Consider the following 20707-nt stretch of genomic DNA (forward strand, 5'->3'; position numbering starts at 1 on the left):
AGTAAAATAGAGAAAAGATGACAGAAAAAAGAGCGATATCACGAAATTTCAAGTATATTCCGCAAAAAAAAATCCTCTTTTTGAAAATTTAAGAGAAAACCTCCTTTAAAACCTCTAAAGATTTAGGCTTTTTAAATCCTTCTAAATGAAAACTATAATAATCTATAAGAATTTTCAGTAAAATTTGTCGTTCAATGACGTGAAAAATCTTCTGATCGTTTTCAAACTTTAAATCAATCAGTTTTTTTAACAAATTTGTTTCGTGTTCGGTTAAGGCACTTGCTTCATGAAAAAGTGTAAAAACTCCGTCATTCATTTGAAAAAAAGGCAAATCGATTTCTGAAATATCAGGATAAAAACCCAAATATTTGGTACTTTCTAAAAGTAAAATCAGGTGAAAATTAGAAACTTCGTCATGATGATCCAACCAAGTCAGAGCAGTTTCTAAGAATATAAAAAGTGATTCGTTTTTTTCTTCTTCCTGAATCGAGTGATGGAGCATTTCGGATAGAAACATTACCATTGTACTTTTTACCAGATCTGTATGAATACTTTGAAACGGGACAGCCGTTTTAATTTCTTTAAAGTTTTCTAATGTTCCTTTATTTTTATGTACTGCCTCAATTTCTAAAATCGACAATGGCTGAAAGTAGGCTATTTTCTGACTTGCTTTTCGGCTTGAAAATGCATCGCGCACAAAATAAGACTTCAGACCGTTTGAAAGCGTAAAACATTTTACGATTAAACTTTTTTCCTGAAATTTTAATGCCGAAATTACTATGGCTTTGGTCTTGACTAACATAAAGTCGGGTTTTACTTTTGATGGTTTCGATTTATTCTATACAAAAATCTTCTTTCTACTAGAAACCATGATAGAATAGCCAGAAATAGAGTAATCAAAATTACAACAATTGACATTGTATACGGATTGTATTTTTCGAATAAATTATATTGTCTAAATAGCTGTATTACTGGAAAATGATAAATATAAAACCCGTATGTAAAATCGCCATACTTTCCAAAATTGTTCAAATAAGGAATATTATATGCCGCAATTATTACAAGACTTCCAAATGCTAAAGGATAAAGTACTACTGTTTGTGCGCTTAAAAAATAATAACTTATTAATGCTAAAATTGAAAACACGAATATTCTTTTTTTATGATGCATCAGAAAATCAAATTTCAAAAAGAGAAAAATTCCTGTTGCAAAATATGACAAATAGCCTGGTAATTGTTTTGCCAATAATGGTTTATTAAGATAGGAATCCATAAAAACCCAATAAGATATTGACAAAATATAGAGTATTACGAGTATTAAAGAAGCTTTTTTTGTCTTTTTAATTCCGTAAAAAATCAGCGGTAAAACCAAATAAAATCCTATTTCAATTTTCAGAGTCCACAAAGCACCATTTACAGCACAAAGTAAATTACTCTCAAAAAGTCCGGGCAAGCAAGGATGTATGAAATTTAGAAAAAGTAAATTCCAAACGACATATTTATAGGTATCTATATTTGCAAAATAACCAGATAATTTCTCTGTGCTAAAAAACGAAAGGATGAAGACTGAAAAAAGAATTACAACTACATATGCCGGTAAAATTCTTTTGGCTCGTTTGACAAAATAATCTTTTATCGAAGGTGTATTGACATAACTTTTTGCAACTAAAAAGCCGCTTATCACAAAAAAACCTTTTATACCAATAACTGCATTTGAAATTTGAGATAAAAAATGGAGCTCATTATTTTGCGAAAGCTCTGAAAGATGTACTAACAAGACATTTGCTGCAAAGAAAAATCTTAAAAAATCAAAGCAATTTTTGTTATTCATAATTGATTTGAGCTAAACTTATCGAATAATCATTACTTTTTTGACTTTTGTTTCGCCTCCATCCTGAGCCGAAATAAAGATCATATAAACTCCTGAAGCAACTTTGTATTTCCCAAAAGCTGTAGTATCCCATTCTATTGTTCCGCCTTGTGAAGTAGTTTCGAAAACCAAATTCCCTTCTATATCAGTAATTTTAATATTGGCTTTATCAATTAATCCAGCGACTTTTACGGTTCCAGCAAAAGTTGGACGAACGGGATTTGGATATACATAAACATTATTTAAATCATCGTTTGCTCCTGTCGAAACTCCTTTAAAAGAAACTAATCCTTTATCTGTTGCAATAAAAACTTCACCGGTTACGCTATTTATATCAATGTCGTTTATAACATTACTTGGCAATGGCGAATTGTTTATTGTAAAATGATATTTGGTTTCCTGACCATTTGGCGAAACCATAAAAACTCCTGAATCTGCTGTTGCGATCCATTTATTATTAGATCCATCAACAACAATATCTGTTATAAATTGTTCGTATAATAATTCTTGCGCTACACCGTCTTCAACAATAATAATTGGTTTTGTTGTTAATTGGTTTTCTGTCTGAAAACTATTTACATTGGCTAAAACTCTTAATCCTTTTGTAGTTCCTATCCAAAGTTGATTGTTATTATCCGGCGTCGCAACTCGGGCGTCTATAAAAGGAAGGTTCCCGGCATCTACTCCTTGTGTTATTTTTTTAAAGACATTTCCTTTTTCATTAAACCCAATAATTCCGTTGTTGAAAGTTGCAATCCATTTTGTTCCGTTTTTATCAATAGAAATTCTTCCAAAAGGGCAACTTGAAACATTTGTAATTACTGATTTTGTTGAATAAACCTGCCAATCTCCGTTTGGCTTCAACACTTTTAATCCGTTATCGACTAAACTATTATTTACCCAGAGATTTCCTGATTTATCAAACGCGGGACCATTTACCCAAACATCGGCTGTACTAGGAATTGCTTCTAATGAACTATTTCCTGTTCCGTACAAATAAGTTGGAACATCATTTTCTACTTTTAATAATCCGGCATCAAAAGATCCTATGTAAACTTTATTTTCATTTTTAGGATCAACGGCAATTCTAATTAATGATTTAGCTCCTAAAACATCTTTATAAGGAATATTCAACCATTCGTTCTTATTAAACTTACTTATACCGTAGCTGTCTTTTGGATAGGGATTATAAACTCCTGAATAATCTCCAAAAACTGTCCACAACGAACTATCTGTTGCCTGAAGTGCAAATACACTATTTCGCAATGGTCCGCTTGGTGTATTGTTTACAAAAACTGAAGCGCTTGAAAGCGAAGATGAAAATACTCCGTTTTCTTTTGTACCAATATATAAAAAGTCTCCAATCGCGGTGGCACATGTAAAGTTTAAGGTATTATCTAAAACCTGCGTATTTGCAATTTGACGATTTAATGTCAGTTGATTATTATATACAAAAACGGTATTCGGAGTGGTTACAAACAAATTATGATTTACAGCTCGCAAATCTGTAGCGGGTTGCGAAAGTTGCGAAAACCCAACAAATGTAGTTGAGTTGTAACGATGTAAATATCCGCCGGAATTTACGGCAACGAGTTCTGTATCTAAACTTTCTACTCCGGACCAATCTCCAGAATTTACTAAAATCCACTGGTTAAAATCAATTAGATTAGCATTTGTACTATCTGCTTTTCTAATTCCGTTTGATGTTGCTGCAAAAATAAATCCGTTAAAATAAGTGGTTTGCTTTACACTAATTTCAGCTCCATTATCTCCAATAAAATAAGTATCGCCAAATTGCAAAGTCTTTAAATTAAATACAACAATTCCAAAATCACACGAAACATAAACAAAGCCGTTATGTTCCATAAAATGATTGATCTTTTTTAGATTGGCTGGTAGTTGTTTGTTGATTATATCGACAACTTTTAGGATACTTCCATCTGTTTCGTTAACTACGATCATTAATCCATTTTCGTAACCAATTATCGTTTTCTTAAATCCCTCGCTATAATAAAGAGATGAAATGGTTTGTCCTGAAAGCCCGTCAATTGTTGTAACCGTTTTAACTACGTTTGTTTGGGTGTTTTTTGTAAACAATGCATTTTCTGACCCTGCATATACTGTTGTTGAAGATTGTGAAATATCTTTTATTTCGTTGAACGAAAAATAACCTTGCCACGACAATTTATTTTGCGCAAAACTAAATTGAAACAACACTAAAAACAATATATACAGAAACCTTCTTTTCATTATTTAACGTATTCGGATAGACAAATATACTACAAACGAAAGTATTTGATTTTCCTTCTTGTGCAAATAAAAAAATGCCTTCGATTCATCTTTTAAAGACAAATGAAGGCATTTTAAAATTGTAACTTAAAACTACACTACACCTTGAGCAAGCATAGCATCAGCAACTTTAACAAATCCAGCTATGTTGGCTCCTTTTACGTAGTCAACAAAACCAGATTTATCTGAACCGTATTGTACACATGAAGCATGAATTGCTAACATGATTCCTTTTAATTTTTCATCAACTTCTTCAGCTGTCCAGCTTAAACGCAATGAGTTTTGCGACATTTCAAGACCCGAAGTTGCAACTCCACCAGCGTTAGAAGCTTTTCCTGGAGCAAATAATATTTTAGCATTTAAAAAAGCGGTAACTGCTTCTGGCGTAGATGGCATATTAGCTCCTTCTGCAACAGCAATACATCCGTTTGCTACTAAAGTTTTAGCTTCTTCACCGTCTAACTCGTTTTGAGTTGCACATGGTAAAGCTACATCACACTTTACTTCCCACGGGCGTTTTCCTGCTACGTACTTAGCATTTGGATATTTGGTTACATATTCACTTATTCTTCCTCTTAATTCATTTTTTAGCTCCATTACAAAAGCTAATTTTTCAGCATCGATTCCGTCTGCATCGTAAATATATCCATTAGAATCAGATAAAGTCACTACTTTAGCGCCTAATTGATTTGCTTTTTCTACTGCATATTGCGATACGTTTCCTGAACCAGAAACGACAACTGTTTTACCTTTAAAACTATCACCTTTTGTCTCTAACATACTTTGAGCAAAATAAACTGTTCCGTAACCTGTAGCTTCCGGACGAATTAATGATCCTCCAAAAGAAATTCCTTTTCCAGTTAAAACTCCCGTAAATTCATTTCTTAATCTTTTATATTGACCAAACATATAACCAACTTCTCTTCCTCCCACACCAATATCTCCGGCAGGAACATCTGTATCTGCACCAATATGTTTAGAAAGTTCTGTCATAAAGCTTTGGCAAAACTTCATAATTTCGTTATCTGATTTTCCTTTAGGATCAAAATCTGAACCTCCTTTTCCACCACCCATTGGTAATGTTGTTAAACTATTTTTGAATGTTTGTTCGAAAGCCAAAAATTTTAAAATACTTAAATTAACAGAAGGGTGAAAACGTAAACCACCTTTGTAAGGTCCTATTGCAGAGTTCATCTGAATACGATATCCTCTATTTACTTGAATTTCGCCTTTATCGTTTAACCAGTTTACTCTAAACATAATAACACGTTCAGGCTCAACCATGCGCTCTAAAAGCATTTTGTTGTGGTATTTTTTATTTTCTTCAATAAAAGGAATTACCGTTTCGGCAACTTCTAAAACTGCTTGTAAAAACTCAGATTCATTCGGGTTTTTTGCGCTAACCGAATCCATAAAAGCGGTAATACTTTGTGACATGATTATTAGATTATTAACATTTAAGAAAACGTTTTCGTTATTCGGGACAAAGGTAATCTAATTTGATATTTCTTAAATATTTTTTTATTCGTGCATTAAAACTTTTATCTAATTTACTGTTATTCTTAAGAAAACACATTTCAACTTTTGCGTTTTACAGTAAATTACTACTCAAATATTTAATATTTTAATATTTTTAACAAATATTCATCAATAGAACTCCTTAAACTTTTTAGTTAATCTTGTTTTTATATATTTGCGAAGATTTGAAAGCCCAAAACCATGCTCAAACCCATAATACTCACCATATTCGCCTTTTTTGGTATTGTCTCAATATCTAATGCACAATCTAGCTTAGCACAAGAAGTAGGAATAATATTCGGGCCTGTAACATTTCAATCTGATTTTGGCGAAAGAAATAATTTTGACACTAATATTGGTAATACGGGATTTGGTATTGGAGTAGTACATTTTATAAATTTTTCGTCCAACAGTAACACAGAAAGCTTTTTTAATGAGCATTTTAAAGTGAGATCAGAGTTGTCCTTTAGTAAAACTACTTTGAAAAACTATGGCGAATGGGTTGATAAAAAACCGGTAACGTTGGGCGTTTTACAACTTCAGGCTATGAAAGGAAGCACTACTTTGTTAAATCTAGGTTTTCAATTAGAGTTTTCGCCTTTTATGAGAATTCACGATTACGAAAATACAATTGGTAGCTTTAGCCCGTACGGAAGTTTAGGTTTTCAGGCGAGTTATTATTCTACAAACGTAACATCTTCTCTTGGTCCGTTGGGAACTCCAGCAACAACATTTCCAAAATATTTAACTCCTTCTGATGGTCGTTCACACGGGTATTCAAGTGAGACAGGTGTAGCAGTATCTGCTGTAGCAGGAGTTGGAGTACATTATAAATTGAGCGAAATGAGCGATTTAATGTTCGAATGTCGCTATCAAGCTTTTAGCTCAGATTGGGTAGATGGTTTAAACCCTAATAAAGCTTTATACAAAGAAAACAAATCAAAAGATTCGCAAATTTGGTTTAATCTAGGATACATTTTTTACTTAAATTTTTAAGTACATAAAGCACAAATAAAAACCCCAATTCTATCGAGTTGGGGTTTTCTATTTTTATGCTAATGCTTGCTCTAAATCTGCGATTAAATCTTCGGCATCTTCAATACCTACACTCAATCGAACTAGATCATCAGTGATACCAACTTCGGCTCTTTTATCTGCTGGTATAGAAGCATGTGTCATTAATGCCGGATGATTGGCTAAGGACTCTACTCCTCCTAAAGATTCTGCCAAAGTAAACACTTTAACTTTCTCTAAAAACGCGATAGAATCTTCTTTTTTCCCTGATTTAAAAGTAAAAGAAACCATTCCGCCAAAAGCTTTCATTTGCTTTTTAGCAATTTCATGAAACGGATGACTTTTTAATCCCGGATAATATACAGTATTAATTTTTGGATGATTACTTAAATACTCTACCACTTTTTCTCCATTTTCGCAATGTCTTTGTACTCTTAACGAAAGTGTTTTGATTCCTCTTAAAACCAAAAAGCTATCCATTGGTCCAAGAGTTGCTCCCGTTGCAAATTGTTGAAAATGCAATTGCTCTCCCAAAGCTTCATCTTTTACTATTAAAGCCCCCGCAATAACATCAGAATGTCCTCCAAGATATTTTGTTGCAGAATGCATTACAATATCAGCTCCTAAATCAAGTGGTTTTTGCAAATATGGTGTTGCAAAAGTATTATCGACTGCAAACAAAATTTTATGTGCTTTAGTGATTTTTGCTACTTCGGCAATATCCGCTAATTTCATTAATGGATTTGTTGGAGTTTCAACCCAAATTAACTTTGTATTTTCGTTAATCAATGCTTTCAATTTTTCAATATCAGTCATATCAACAAAATGAAACTTAATTCCTGAATCTTTATAAATTCTAGAAAACATTCTATAAGTTCCTCCGTATAAATCGTCCATTGCGATAATTTCGTCACCAGCTTTAAACGATCTTAAAACACAATCTGTTGCTGCCAAACCAGATGAAAATGCCAAACCACGTGTACCATTTTCAATACTAGCCAAAGCGTTTTCTAATGCAGAACGTGTTGGATTCGACGCTCTACTATACTCATAATCCGCCAAAGGTTTCCCCGGACTTGTCTGAATAAATGTCGAAGTTTGATAAACCGGAGGCATAACTGCTCCTGTACTTGGATCATGATGTTGACCACCATGTATTACTTTAGTATTGAATTTCATATAGTTACAAATTTTAATTCCTTAATTCTTGTACAAATTTACCTTTTAATTTATTCTAATCCTGATACATCTCCTTACCTTTGTATATAATTAACACTTTTTGATATGAAACATTATACTTACTTAGTCTTTTTGTTTGTGATATTTACGAGTTGTAACAAAGAGCTGTCTTTTGAAAATGAGACATTTGAAAAAGAATCTAATCTACCTTGCAAAAAAGATTGTCCCAAAATTACAATCGAAGTTCCAATTGCAAAAAATATCGCTGTTGTAGCAGATAGTATCAACAAAAAAGTTTTTACTGTAATTCGAGAGATTGTCTATTTTGACGAAGATCCCCTAAAAGCCACCGATTACAAAACTTTAACAGCAGCTTTTATCGCTTCGTATGAAGAAATGCACAAAAAATTTCCTGACGACACTTTTGGCTGGGAAGGAAAAATTAAAGGAAATGTCGAATACGAATCAGATCAAATTATTAATATAAAACTTGATCATTATACTTTTACCGGAGGAGCACATGGATATCAGGGTTTTCGTTCCTTATTGTTTGATCCAAAAACAGGAAAAACCATTTTTAACAATCAATTATTTAAAAACGAGAATGAATTTAAGGCTTTCGCCGAAAAAGAATTTCGTGCAAAATATCATATTCCGGCTAAATCAAATATAAATGCAACCGGATTAATGTTCGAAAATGATAAATTTCAGTTACCACAAAATATATTTTTCACTCCAGAAGGATTGCTATTATATTACAACTCTTATGAAGCCGCTTCTTATGCTGATGGCCCAAAAGAGATCTTTTTTTCCTATGATAGAGTTAACAATTTTTTGAAATTTAAATAAGTATTATTTCATTTGAAAGAGGAATGGTTTGGCTAAAGCCAATGTAGAAAACCTAAATTTTATCTCCAGCTAAAGCTGGAAGCAATTCAAAAAAACTAAACTCGTAAAGTTAGAAGCACTGTAGTTCCTCTCTAAAAAAACCTTTGAACCTTTGAGCCTTTGCAACTCTAAACCTTAGTCCCTCTACTTAGCCCCCTCCTGAAAATCATATTTCATTTTACGCAAAATTCTTAATGCTTCTTTAAAAGACAAATAAATACTCCCGAAAGGTTTTAGAAGTGCTTTTGCGTCAATTAATTTTTGTTTAGCATCATCAAAACCATTCAAATGGCAAATCATAAAGGTCGAAGGAAGATTCTCTAAATCTTTTAGTTCTCGTTCTGACAAAGTAATTCCTTTTTGAAGTTTTTGAAGCAACGCCATATTCGCATTATAAATATGGTACAACATTTTCCGATTAAATTCTGGAGGCTGAAACAGCATTTCGCGATCAATTTTATAATATCCGTTGTCGAAAAAGTGAATGGTTTGTTTCTCTAAAGGATAATAACTCGTTTTGTCGTTTAATCCTAACGGAACATATTCTGTAATCGTAAAACTATCATCATCAAAAACAATTGTAACAACATCCTGAGCCGAGTAAAAAAGTTTAATTTGCTCATTAATCAACTCAATATCTACGCGGGATAAAAAGGTTTTATCTCGTGATTTTTTAGGAACTCCTGCCCAACAAATTACAAACAACTCTTTAAAAACATGGTATTTTGGTGACATGTCTTTGTGACGAAAATTCATAAAATCAATAACTCCATCTAAAGTATATTGAATACTATTTCGGGAACTATTTTCGATTCCGATAACCGTTTCTGTATTTTGGTAATTTTTTTCGATTTCGCCTTCAACTGGAACCGAATTACTGCCGCGTCTCACAAAAACACTATTGGCAACTATGGCATGAATTCCTTTTTTAAAATAAGAGATTTTACTTTTGGGCTTAATCGTGACCAATCCTATAACTTTGTCTTTTGGAAGATTTGGAAAAGGCACATTTTCGTACTGAATCTTAGGAGGATTTTCGAGAAAAGCATTCACAAGATTCTGTATTCGGCTATCGTCAAAAAAGTCGTCGCCCACAATTTCGTTATCCTGATCTTCGACCCCAACAACGATATAGGAATTATTGGTTGGGTTAGAATTTGAAAGTGCACAAATATGTTTCAGAAACTTTCCTTTTCCTTCACGCGAATGCAAATTCAATTGCCTTTTTTTATCATAAAAACTGCTCTCGTCGTTGTGAGCAAGTAAGTTTTTTATTAAAAGGCGCTTGTTAATCATTTGTTTTAGACTTCTTAGATTTTAGATTATTAGACTTCTTAGAACTTAGACTTCATAGACATTCATTCTAAGAAGTCTAAGTTAGTCTAAAAATCTTAGTTAGTCCCTTTTAACAATTGTTGCCGAAGCCTGAGCAGTTGGCAGAACAATTAAATCAGAAATATTTATGTGATATTTTCTTGAAACTACAAAATGAATAATATCTGCAATATCTTCGGCCTGTAATGCATCTAAACCTTTATATACAGTCGAAGCTTTTTCGGCATCGCCTTTAAAGCGCACTTCGCTAAACTCTGTTTCTACCATTCCGGGATGAATTGCTCCAACTCTAATTCCAAACGGATTTAAATCCATTCGCATTCCATTACTAATTGCATCAACAGCATGCTTTGAAGCGCAATATACATTTCCGTTTGGATAAACTTCTTTTGCCGCAATTGAACCAATATTGATGATATGTCCTGATTTTCTTTCGACCATCTGTGGAATTATAGCTTTTGAAACATACAAAAGTCCTTTTACGTTGATGTCAATCATAGCATCCCAATCATCCACATTTCCAGTTTGAATTGGATCTAAACCATGTGCATTTCCTGCATTATTGATCAAAACGTCAATTACCGAAAACTCTTCAGGTAAATTATGAATACTATCAAAAGCTGCATTTTTATCGCGAACATCAAAAGACAAAGAATGAACCTCGGTAAAAGCCAAAAGTTCTTTCTCCAGTTCCTGTAAACGATCAATTCTTCTTCCGCAAAGAACAATTTTATAGTTGTTTTTTGCCAAAATTTGTGCGGTTGCTTTTCCAATTCCGCTAGTTGCCCCAGTAATTAAAGCTGTTTTTTTCATTCTATATTTTTATTTTTTTAGCCACAGATTAAAAGGATCTAAATGATTTTTCTAATCTATGTGAATTACTTTAATCTGTGGCAAATATTTTTTTGACCGTCTTTAGCTGAATACTAAAAACTGTAAACTGAACACTAAAATTTAAAGCACTTCTTCTCCCATACTTTCAGTCCAGATCGCAAACCAGTCTTCTTTGTCCATTTCTAATTCAACAGCTTTTCCTAACGATTGAATTCTGGCAATATTTACTGTTCCTGCTATCGGAATTACTTTTGCCGGATGCTTCAAAATCCAGGCAAGTAAAAGTGTATCTGAACCAAAACCATATTTTTTAACCAAATCAGCAAGCAATTTTTTCAAACGGCGCGTTTTTCTGGTATCTTCTCTAAAAACAGTTCCAAGCGGATTCCATGACAATGGTCTAATTCCGTGTGTTTGCATATAATCGAAACTCCCGTCAACCATTGGTTCAAAATTCGTTGCCGAAAATTGCACTTGATTGTAACTAACTTCAGTTTTCTGACGAATTAATTCGGTTTGAGAACTTGTAAAGTTTGAAAGTCCAAAATCAATAATTTTTCCTTCTGATTTTAATTTCTCAACTGCTTCGGCAATTTCATCCGCTTGCATTAACGGACTTGGTCTGTGTAATAAAAAAACATCAACAAAGTCTGTTTTCAATTTTTTTAATGATTGTTCTACAGACCAAATGATGTATTCTTTAGAATAGTCATAATGTTTAACCCTATTCGGGCGACTTTCAGCAATCATCTGAATACCGCATTTGGTAATTAATTGAAATTTTTCTCTCGAAATTTTACTGGCATGAAATGCTTTTCCAAAATCAGCTTCAGTAGTGTAAGACCCGTATATATCAGCGTGATCAAAAGTGGTAATTTTATTTTCGATACAAATTTGTATCATGTTTTCCATTTCTTTTGGCGTTAAGTTTTTGTCCCAAACACCCCAATTCATAGTGCCCGAAATTATAGGCGATAATGCTGTTTTACTCATGGTTTTATTGCGTTATTTTTGGTAATAAATATGCTTTTCTAAAGCATAATCATCAAAGTTCTTAAAAATATAAAAATAGATTCACAATTAGTCCTTAAAATTAGGTCTTTGGTCGAAGTTTTAACCATTCTTTAACATCTTACTTCTCAAAAAATATTCAATTTGCACTACTCAAAAGGAGGGCATTAAAATCAAGGTATTAAAAAGGCATTAAAAATATTTATATGGAAGAAAATACAACAACTTTAGACATTAGAGCGATAAATGAAAAAATTGAAAGAGAAAGTGCTTTTATAGACCTTCTTACAATGGAAATGAACAAAGTTATTGTGGGCCAGAAACATATGGTCGAGCGTTTATTGATTGGACTTTTAGGACAAGGGCATATTTTGCTTGAAGGTGTTCCTGGTTTGGCCAAAACTTTAGCGATAAATACTTTGTCGCAAGCAGTGCAAGGTTCGTTCAGCCGTATCCAGTTTACACCAGACTTATTACCTGCCGATGTTGTTGGGACGATGATTTATAACATTAAAGCAAATGAGTTCTCTATTAAAAAAGGACCTATTTTTGCTAATTTCGTGCTTGCCGATGAGATTAACCGTGCTCCTGCTAAGGTTCAATCTGCACTTTTGGAGGCAATGCAGGAAAAACAAGTTACTATTGGCGATACAACTTTCAAATTAGATCGTCCGTTTTTAGTACTTGCAACTCAAAACCCTGTTGAGCAAGAAGGAACTTACCAACTTCCTGAAGCACAAGTTGACCGTTTTATGCTTAAAACCGTAATTGACTATCCAAAAATGGATGAAGAACGTTTAGTAATTCGTCAAAATTTAAAAGGAAGTTACGAAAAAGTAAATGCAGTAGTTTCTGTAGATCAAATTTTGCGTGCACAAGAAGCAGTTCGTGAAGTCTATATGGACGAAAAAATCGAAAAATACATCTTAGATATCGTCTTTGCTACTCGTTATCCAGAGAAATACAAACTAGCCGATTTAAAACCTCTTATTAGCTTTGGAGCATCTCCACGTGGAAGTATCAATTTAGCTAATGCAGCAAAATGTTATGCTTTCATCAAACGTCGTGGATATGTAATTCCAGAAGATGTTCGTGCAGTTGTACACGATGTTTTACGTCACAGAGTTGGAATAACATATGAGGCTGAAGCCGAAAACATTACTTCTGTAGACATTATCAATAAAATCGTAAACGAGATTGAAGTACCTTAAAAAGATTTTAGATTTTAGATTGTAGATTTTAGATTTCAGATCTAAAATCAATAATCGTTAATCAACAATCAACAATCAAATGGATACAAAAGAGCTTTTAAAAAAAGTACGGAAAATAGAAATCAAAACCAAAAGACTGAGCAATCATATCTTTTCGGGAGAATACCACTCATCATTTAAAGGACGCGGGATGACTTTTAGCGAAGTGCGTCAATACCAATATGGCGATGATATTCGTAACATCGATTGGAATGTAACTGCACGCTACAATGAAGCCCACGTAAAAGTTTTTGAAGAAGAACGCGAATTGACCATGGTTTTAATGGTTGATATTTCGGGTTCTGAAGGTTTTGGTTCAAAATCACAATTTAAAAAAGACATCGTCACCGAGATTGCGGCAACGATGGCTTTTTCGGCTACACAAAACAATGACAAAATTGGATTAATACTATTTTCGGATAATGTCGAATTGTATATTCCGCCAAAAAAAGGTCGTTCACACGTTTTAAGAATCATTCGTGAACTAATCGAATTTGAACCAAAAAGTCAAAAAACAGACGTTGGAGCTGCCTTAAAATTTTTATCAGGAACTCAGAAAAAGAAAGCTATTGTTTTTATGATTTCAGATTTTATGTCTGATAATTATGAACAAACATTAAAAATTGCTTCTAAGAAACACGACATTACAGGTGTTCGAGTTTATGACATTCGCGAAGAAAAAATCCCGAATTTAGGAATGGTAACTATGCTTGATGCTGAGACTGGAAAAATTCAACTAGTCGATACCGGATCAAAAACCGTGAGAATGAATTATGAAAAACACTATCACGAAAGAGTAAATTATTTCAAAGATATTTTCAGTAAATCAGGCGCAGGAGTTGTAAACACAAGAGTCGACGAAAATTACGTAACTAAATTGTTGGGGTATTTTAAATCAAGATAATTTAGATTATTAGACTTCTTAGATTGTTAGAATATTAGATTTTAAACAAGATTGAAGAATAAAAACATCAAATAAAAAATCCGCTTAGATCAGTGTCATCTGTGTGCTATAATTAAGCATTCATTTTAGAATAAAATCTGAAATCAAAAAATCAAATGAAATTAAAATTTTACATATTTTTATTTTTACTTTCCTCATCTATTTTTGCCCAGCAAAAACAAGTAGAGACAAGCATTGATACTACAAAAAATAAAATTGGAGCTGAGTTTAAGTTAACGCTTAAAACTGTCGTGAGTTCAAAATCGAAAGTTGTTTTCCCTAAACTAAAAACGATTGGTCCGCTAGAAGTTATTCAATCCTATCCAATTGACACCGTAAAAAAAGATGGTAATTACGAGCTAATCAAAAAATACGGTTTGACTCAATTTGATTCTGGAAAATATACCATTCCGAGTATTAAAATTTTAATTGATAAAAAACCTTATTTATCAGATTCTATTCGTGTTGAAGTTGCCAATGTAAAAGTTGATACGTTGCAACAAAAAATGTACGATATTAAGGATATTACTGGACCTGAAAGCAATAACGATTGGTTAGTTTATCTTTTAATTATACTGGTTATTATCGGAATTGGTGCTTTTGTTTATTGGTTTGTTAAAAAACGTCAACAGAAAAAAATCACCGAGGAAGTTTATAAAACACCTATCGAAAAAGCGACAAGCTTACTTAATAACTTAGAACAAAAAGAACTGGTTCAAAAAGGTGAAATTAAAGAATACTATAGCGAACTTACAGATATCGCTCGTAATTATATTGAAGAAGCGATTCATATTCCAGCAATGGAAAGCACGACTTCTGAATTGATTCAAGCAATTAGAACTGCTTCGACCAAAAAGAAAATGACGCTAACGCCAGAAACCGTTGAAAACTTAGAACGTGTTTTACGTCAGGCCGATTTAGTAAAATTTGCGAAATCTAAACCTCTTGAATTTGAAATTACCGAAGATCGAAATAAAATTCAAAAAGTAATTTTGACACTTGATAATGCGATCCCAACAGAAGTTCCTGAAGAAGAAAATCAATTATTGAATGAGGCTCAAAAACAAAAACAAATCAAGCTTCAATTACTAAAAAAGCGCAACAAACGCATCGCTATAGCAGTTGGAACAGTTTTATTTTTATTGATCGCCACTACAGCATTCTTTATCGTTACAAAAGGATTCAAATATGTTAAGGATAATGTTATTGGACATCCAACTAAAGAATTATTAGAAGGGCAATGGGTAAAAAGTGAATATGGTAATCCAGGCATTTTAATCGAAACTCCAAAGGTTTTAAAACGAATGGATACGCAAAAAGTATTACCTAAAGAAGCAATGGCTTTGATTAAGGAAATGCAGCTTTTTACATACGGAAGTATGATTGATAACTTCTACGTTACGGTGTCAACCAGTAAATTTAAAAATCCGACTGATATTGATTTAGCAAAAGCGCTAGAAGGAACTTTAAAAATAATTGAAGTTCAAGGAGGTCAAAATATTATCGTAAAACAAGAAGATTTCCAAACTGGGCAAGGTATTCAAGGATTAAAAGGATATGGAACAATGACGGTTTTAAATCCTGTTGATAAAACAAGTGAAAAGGCATATTACGAAATTTTACTTTTCAAACAAGATCAAGGATTACAACAAATCATGATTTTACACGAAGAAGGCGATACGTATTCGAATGACATTACAACTCGAATTTTAAATTCTGTTGAACTTAGAAAAGCAAGCAACTAATGAATAAAATAACTTTTTTAAATCCAGAATTCTTTTGGTTGTTTCTATTGATTCCAATTGCTATTGCTTGGTTCTTCTGGAAACGCAATCAGCAATCGGCTACTTTAAAGATGAGTTCAACTCAGGGCTTTAAAAACAGCGAATCATGGTTAACAAAGCTAAAACCTGCTTTGTATGTTTTTAGAGTTATTGCTTTGAGTTCGTTAATTATTGCTCTTGCTAGACCAAGAACTGTAGATATAAGCAATCAGACCAAAACGACAAAAGGAATTGATATTGTAATGGCAATTGACGTTTCGGGAAGTATGCTTGCCAAAGATTTAAAGCCTAACCGTATGGAAGCTTTAAAAAAAGTGGCCGCTGAATTTGTGGGAGAAAGACCAAATGACAGAGTTGGATTGGTTTTATATGCTTCTGAAGCTTATACAAAAACACCGGTAACTAGTGATAAAGCGATTATTCTAGAAGCGATTAAAGACATTAAATACGATACTGCTTTACAAGATGGAACCGGAATTGGGATGGGTTTAGCAACTGCTGTAAATCGTCTTAAAGATAGTAAAGCCAAAAGCAAAGTAATTATCCTGATGACGGATGGTGTTAATAATGCCGGTTTTATTGAACCTGAAACAGCAGCCGATATTGCAAAACAATACGGAATTAAAGTTTACACGATTGGAATTGGAACCAACGGAATGGCGCCATCTCCATATGCTTATGCACCAAATGGAGGATTTTTATTTAAAATGCAAAAAGTAGAAATCGACGAGCAATTAATGAAAACTATTGCACGTAAAACAGATGGAACTTATTTTAGAGCAACGAGTAATGATAGATTGGCAGAAATATATAAAGCCATCAACAAATTAGAAACTACTGAAATTCAAGAATTAAAATTCTACGATTACGACGAAAAATACAGAGGTTTTGTTTTACTTGCAGCCTTTTTATTATTGTTAGAAGTAGGTTTACGAAATACGGTTTACAGAAGCTTTATTTAAAATATTTTAGTCTCAGTCTCAGTACTCAGTAAATCACTGAAAACTGTGACCGAAAACTGAAAACTAGAATTAAAAAATGGAATTAGACGAAAAAAAATATTTATACCTTTTATTCTTACTACCAATTGTGGTATGTGTTTTTCTTTTCAATATGTATTGGAAAAGAAAAAAACAGCTTGAATTTGGTGATCTAGAAATGGTAAAAAAACTAAGCCCGGAGCGCTCTGTTTTTAAACCTGTATTAAAAATATCTGTGTTTCTTTTGGCACTTGCCTGTTTAATTATCGGATTAGTAAATCCGAAAATTGGAACAAAAATGGAAACCGTAAAACGTGAAGGTATTGATATTGTTTTTGCAGTAGACGTTTCTAAAAGTATGCTTGCCGAAGATATCGCACCAAGTCGTTTAGAAAAAAGTAAACAACTGGTTTCGCAAATCATCAATAATTTAGGAAGCGACAGAATAGGAATTGTAGCTTATGCCGGAAGTGCATTCCCGGTTTTACCAATTACTTCTGATTATAGTGTTGCAAAAATGTTCTTGCAAAGTATGACTCCAGATATGGTTTCATCTCAAGGGACTTCTCTTGACGAAGCTATTAGATTGTCATCGACTTATTTCAACGAAAAAAGCAAAACCAGCAAATTATTGATTTTAATTTCTGATGGAGAAGATCATTCTGAAGGAGCATCGGCAGCCGCAGAAGAGGCTAATAAAATGGGAATGAAAATCATAACCATTGGTGTTGGAACAGAAAAAGGTGGAACAATTCCGTTAAAAGAAAATGGCGTAGTTAAAGGTTATCAAAAAGATCAAAACGGCGCAACAGTTATTACAAAGCTTAATCAGGAAGGTTTAAAAACCATTGCAAAAGCCACAAAAGGTGGTTATGTTTATGGAGGAAATACAAAAGAAGTTCTGGAATATATAAAAAACGCTTTAAACAACATTCAGAAAACTGAATTTGAAGCTACTCAAATGGCCGATTTTCAATCGCAATATCAATGGTTTATTGGCTTTGCTTTCTTATTATTGTTTATTGACATTTTCCTTTTAGAAAGAAAAACAAATTGGATAAAAGAGTTGAATTTATTCAACGAAAAGAAATAATTGCTCTGATTAAATTCGGAACAAAAAATTAAAAAAATTAGAATGAAAAATTTACTTCTTTATATTTTACTAACGTTTTCTTTGGCAGTTTCTGCTCAGGAAAAGGACAAAACATTGCCTGATGCCAATGAAGAATATAAGCAGAATAAATTTGCTGATGCTGAAGCTAATTATCGAATTTCGGAATCAAAATTTCCAAAACGTGCAACTGCTCCTTATAATTTAGGAAACACCATTTACAAACAAAATCAAACTTCTGAAGCTAAATATGCTTATGCGAAAGCGATAAAAAATGCTAAAACAAGACCTGAAAAACATAAAGCATTTCACAATTTAGGGAATGTTTTTATGAAAGAGAAAAACTATACGCAAGCTGTTGAAGCTTACAAGGAAGCTTTGCGTAACGACCCTACTGACGACGAAACTCGTTACAACTATGCTTTAGCAAAACAAAAGCTAAAAGAAAATCCTCCTAAAAACGATCAAAACAAAGACAAGGATAAAAAGGATAAGGACAAAAATAAAGACAAAGATAAGGACAAGGATAAAAATAAAGATAAAGACAAGGATAAGGACAAAAAAGACGACAAAGGCGACAAAGACAAGGACAAAAAGGATGGTAAAAATGACCCTAAAAAAGATGACAAGTCTGATAACAAAGGTGAACCAAAACCACAGCCCGGCGGAATCTCAAAAGAACGAGTTCAGAATTTATTGGATGCTGTAAACAACGAAGAAAAGAAAATTCAGGATAAAGTAAACGCCCAAAAAGTAAAAGGAAATCCTAGAAAAACTGAGAAAGATTGGTAGTATTTTGGGTTAATCGTTTATTCGTTTAACTGTTAATTCGGATAAGCAATAAAACTGCAAAAAAAACGATTAAACAATTTACCAATTAAACGATTAAACATAAACAACGATTAAACAATTTAATGAAAAGATATTTAATTCTATTACTATTCACTTTTCAAGGACTTATGGCTCAAGTTCAATTTGAAGCCAGAGTTAGCAAAAATACGCTTGGAGTAAACGAAAGACTCCGCATTGACTTTATCATGAATGTTGATGGGGACAACTTTGACCAACCTGCATTTGAAGGTTTCAAAATAGTAGCAGGACCAAGTCAGCAAATAAGTCAGTCTTGGGTCAACGGAAGAAGTTCTTTTCAAAAAATTTACTCTTATATTTTACAACCTGACAAAAAGGGAACTGTAACTATTAAGCAAGCTGCAATTGAATATAACGGTCAGATTTATAAAACTGCGCCTATAAAAATCGTTGTTACCAATGCCGTTGCACAAGAAAGAGATCTTAATGACAGACCACAAGGATCCGGAAATGAGATGTTGAATCTTGTTGCCGAAATTTCAAAAACTTCACCTTATTTAAATGAACCAATTACGGTTGTATATAAGCTATACTTCAATAATATTAACGTAACCGGTTTTAAAGAACTTGCTAAACCTAAATACAATGATTTCTGGAATCAGAATATTGATATTAAGCAATTAGCCGTTGAAGAAGGAAGTTATCAAGGTCAAAGATGCTATTTTGTGATCTTAAAAAAGACCATTTTATATCCTCAAAAATCAGGAAGATTAACGATCGAACCGCTTTCACTAGACATTGGTGTACAATTACCAACAAATCGTCGCGATATGTTTGGTCAAATGATTATTACAGATGACAACAAGGTAGTTTCGGCCGGAGCCAAAACAATCAATGTAAGACCGTTGCCAGAATCTAACAAACCTGTAGATTTTAGTGGTGCTGTTGGTAAGTTTGATTTTACAGTTACGCCTTCAAAAACGACTCTTAAAAACGGAGAAAGTTTAGATTTAATTGTTACCGCTTCTGGAACTGGAAACATGAAGTTATTTACGTTACCAAAACCTGTTGTGCCAAATGCATTAGAAATGTACGATCCTGTTCATGACGAAAAAGTGACTACTTCGCTAGCCGGAATGTCAGGAAAAATAACAGATAAGTACACTATAATTCCACAATACAAAGGGAAATATGCTATAAAACCAATGCAGTTTTCTTATTTTGATTTGAACTCAGGTTCTTATAAAACGATCACTTCGCCGGAAATCATGGTAGACGTTTTAGATGGTCCTGTTCAAGCAGAAACAAATGCAACTGTATCTAAAAATGTAATTTCGAAAACAGAGCAATTTAAATATATCAAACCTAAAACAACTTTAGTTTCAATCGCTAAAAATGATTTCTTAGGGTCTAATTTGTATTACACTTTACTTTTCTTGCCTTTTATAATTATACCAATTATTATTCTAGCTAAGAAGAAAAAAGAAGCTATTGACGGCGATATTACTGGTAACCGAATTAGAATGAATAATAAATTGGCGAAGAAATATTTATCTCAAGCCAAGAAACAAATCAATAATAAAGAAGCCTTTTATATTGCTTTGGAAAAAGCGATGCATAATTTCTTAAAAGCGAAATTACACATTGAAACTTCGGAGATGAGCAAAGACAATATTCAGGAATTGTTGTTATCAAGAAATGCAAATCCAGAACAGGTTCAAAGTTTTATTGATTTGACTGAAAACTGCGAATTTGCACGTTATGCTCCGGCATCGAGTGCGTCTATTCAGCAAGATTACGACAAAGCTGTTTTGATTATTTCAGCATTAGAAAAACAAATCGTTTAAACTTAATACAAACCCGACAGGTTTTAAAAACCTGTCGGGTTTAAA

At 33.0% G+C, this 20707-nt stretch carries 17 protein-coding genes; 9 read left to right on the forward strand and 8 right to left on the reverse strand.

Annotated features, from left to right (window positions below):
- Positions 1 to 88: 88 nt before the first annotated feature.
- The 4 genes from recO to gdhA all read right to left on the reverse strand — a co-directional run bounded on the left by recO (position 89) and on the right by gdhA (position 5595).
- Positions 89 to 802, reverse strand: coding sequence for a DNA repair protein RecO (recO, locus tag IW18_RS14410; protein WP_041518575.1), 714 nt, complete (start codon positions 800 to 802; stop codon positions 89 to 91).
- A gap of 11 nt (positions 803 to 813) precedes the next feature.
- Positions 814 to 1830: an acyltransferase family protein gene (locus IW18_RS14415; RefSeq protein WP_041518576.1), complete on the reverse strand. Its 1017-nt coding sequence runs from the start codon at positions 1828 to 1830 to the stop codon at positions 814 to 816.
- A gap of 18 nt (positions 1831 to 1848) precedes the next feature.
- Positions 1849 to 4119 (reverse strand): type IX secretion system anionic LPS delivery protein PorZ, encoded by a 2271-nt coding sequence (gene porZ, locus IW18_RS14420; RefSeq protein WP_041518577.1) that lies wholly within the window; start codon positions 4117 to 4119, stop codon positions 1849 to 1851.
- A 132-nt stretch (positions 4120 to 4251) separates the two neighbouring features.
- Positions 4252 to 5595 (reverse strand): NADP-specific glutamate dehydrogenase, encoded by a 1344-nt coding sequence (gene gdhA, locus IW18_RS14425; RefSeq protein ID WP_041518578.1) that lies wholly within the window; start codon positions 5593 to 5595, stop codon positions 4252 to 4254.
- Positions 5596 to 5877: 282 nt separating this feature from the next.
- Here gdhA and IW18_RS14430 point away from each other — a divergent pair, with 282 nt between their 5' ends.
- Positions 5878 to 6672: a THC0290_0291 family protein gene (locus IW18_RS14430; protein ID WP_041518579.1), complete on the forward strand. Its 795-nt coding sequence runs from the start codon at positions 5878 to 5880 to the stop codon at positions 6670 to 6672.
- 54 nt (positions 6673 to 6726) lie between these two features.
- On the opposite strand, the gene IW18_RS14435 is transcribed toward IW18_RS14430, so the two are convergent.
- Complete coding sequence (locus tag IW18_RS14435; protein ID WP_041518580.1) at positions 6727 to 7869, reverse strand: cystathionine gamma-synthase; 1143 nt, start codon at positions 7867 to 7869, stop codon at positions 6727 to 6729.
- A gap of 105 nt (positions 7870 to 7974) precedes the next feature.
- On the opposite strand from IW18_RS14435, the gene IW18_RS14440 reads away from it, so the two are divergent.
- Positions 7975 to 8718: a DUF3298 and DUF4163 domain-containing protein gene (locus tag IW18_RS14440; protein ID WP_041518581.1), complete on the forward strand. Its 744-nt coding sequence runs from the start codon at positions 7975 to 7977 to the stop codon at positions 8716 to 8718.
- Positions 8719 to 8901: 183 nt separating this feature from the next.
- On the opposite strand, the gene IW18_RS14445 is transcribed toward IW18_RS14440, so the two are convergent.
- The 3 genes from IW18_RS14445 to IW18_RS14455 form a co-directional block, all read right to left on the reverse strand.
- Positions 8902 to 10053: an ATP-binding protein gene (locus IW18_RS14445; protein ID WP_041518582.1), complete on the reverse strand. Its 1152-nt coding sequence runs from the start codon at positions 10051 to 10053 to the stop codon at positions 8902 to 8904.
- Positions 10054 to 10152: 99 nt separating this feature from the next.
- Entirely contained in the window at positions 10153 to 10905 is a 753-nt protein-coding gene (locus IW18_RS14450; RefSeq protein WP_041518583.1) for an SDR family NAD(P)-dependent oxidoreductase, read from the reverse strand.
- A gap of 141 nt (positions 10906 to 11046) precedes the next feature.
- A complete protein-coding gene (locus tag IW18_RS14455; RefSeq protein WP_041518584.1) occupies positions 11047 to 11919 on the reverse strand; it encodes an aldo/keto reductase in 873 nt (290 codons plus the stop codon).
- Positions 11920 to 12143: 224 nt separating this feature from the next.
- Between IW18_RS14455 and IW18_RS14460 the strand changes: the two genes are divergently transcribed.
- From IW18_RS14460 to IW18_RS14490, 7 genes are all read left to right on the forward strand, one after another.
- Complete coding sequence (locus IW18_RS14460; protein WP_041518585.1) at positions 12144 to 13148, forward strand: AAA family ATPase; 1005 nt, start codon at positions 12144 to 12146, stop codon at positions 13146 to 13148.
- Between the two features lie 79 nt (positions 13149 to 13227).
- On the forward strand, positions 13228 to 14091 hold the full coding sequence (locus IW18_RS14465) for a DUF58 domain-containing protein (protein ID WP_041518586.1): 864 nt from the start codon (positions 13228 to 13230) through the stop codon (positions 14089 to 14091).
- 155 nt (positions 14092 to 14246) lie between these two features.
- Entirely contained in the window at positions 14247 to 15875 is a 1629-nt protein-coding gene (locus IW18_RS14470; RefSeq protein ID WP_041518587.1) for a hypothetical protein, read from the forward strand.
- A complete protein-coding gene (locus IW18_RS14475; RefSeq protein WP_041518588.1) occupies positions 15875 to 16876 on the forward strand; it encodes a vWA domain-containing protein in 1002 nt (333 codons plus the stop codon). The genes IW18_RS14470 and IW18_RS14475 overlap by 1 nt, the downstream gene beginning before the upstream one ends.
- Positions 16877 to 16952: 76 nt before the next feature.
- Positions 16953 to 17987: a vWA domain-containing protein gene (locus tag IW18_RS14480; protein WP_041518589.1), complete on the forward strand. Its 1035-nt coding sequence runs from the start codon at positions 16953 to 16955 to the stop codon at positions 17985 to 17987.
- 42 nt (positions 17988 to 18029) lie between these two features.
- Entirely contained in the window at positions 18030 to 18797 is a 768-nt protein-coding gene (locus IW18_RS14485; protein WP_041518590.1) for a tetratricopeptide repeat protein, read from the forward strand.
- A gap of 122 nt (positions 18798 to 18919) precedes the next feature.
- Positions 18920 to 20662 (forward strand): BatD family protein, encoded by a 1743-nt coding sequence (locus IW18_RS14490; protein WP_041518591.1) that lies wholly within the window; start codon positions 18920 to 18922, stop codon positions 20660 to 20662.
- Positions 20663 to 20707: the final 45 nt, after the last annotated feature.

The sequence above is a fragment of the Flavobacterium hibernum genome (genome assembly GCF_000832125.1).
In the GTDB taxonomy this organism is placed as follows: domain Bacteria; phylum Bacteroidota; class Bacteroidia; order Flavobacteriales; family Flavobacteriaceae; genus Flavobacterium; species Flavobacterium hibernum.